Origin of the sequence: Huaxiibacter chinensis, assembly GCF_022171985.1 — a bacterium.
Lineage (GTDB): Bacteria > Pseudomonadota > Gammaproteobacteria > Enterobacterales > Enterobacteriaceae > Enterobacter > Enterobacter chinensis_A.
The window spans coordinates 1-434 of sequence record NZ_JAJVHF010000078.1 but is presented as its reverse complement, the minus strand read 5'-3'; the positions used below and the strand labels follow the sequence as shown (position 1 = coordinate 434).

Below are 434 nucleotides of genomic sequence, written 5' to 3'. Positions count from 1 at the left end.
ACATCGTCGCCCGCCACGGTGTCCACGCGCAGCCCCGGCAAGTTGGCATCGATGGTGATGTCCCGTGCTCCGGTGCCGGTGTTGCCATGGCCGTTGGTGACGGTTGCCGTAACCGACAGCGCGCCGTTGCCGAGCGCCGTCAGAACGTCCGCCGGAACGTTCACTGACCAGGTCAGATCGTCGCCTACCGTTGCGGTGTACTGATGTCCGCCAATCGTCACCGTTACGGTGTTGCCCGCTTCGGCGTTTATCACTTTCCCGCTGATGTTCTGGCCCGCCGCCACTTCGGCAGCGTTCACCACGTTATCACCGGCAACCGTGTTAATCGTGACCGCCGGCAGCGCGGTGTCCACCTGCAGGTTTGCGGTGTTGCTGATGCTGTTGCCCACGCCGTTCACGGCGCTGGCGTTCAGGGTGTAACTGGCCTCGCCGAG

General features: G+C 64.1%; 1 protein-coding gene. It reads right to left on the bottom strand.

Annotated elements, in window-relative coordinates:
- Positions 1-434 (bottom strand): Ig-like domain-containing protein (locus LZP96_RS24030; RefSeq protein WP_258926379.1); only part of this gene is annotated, 434 nt, incomplete at both ends.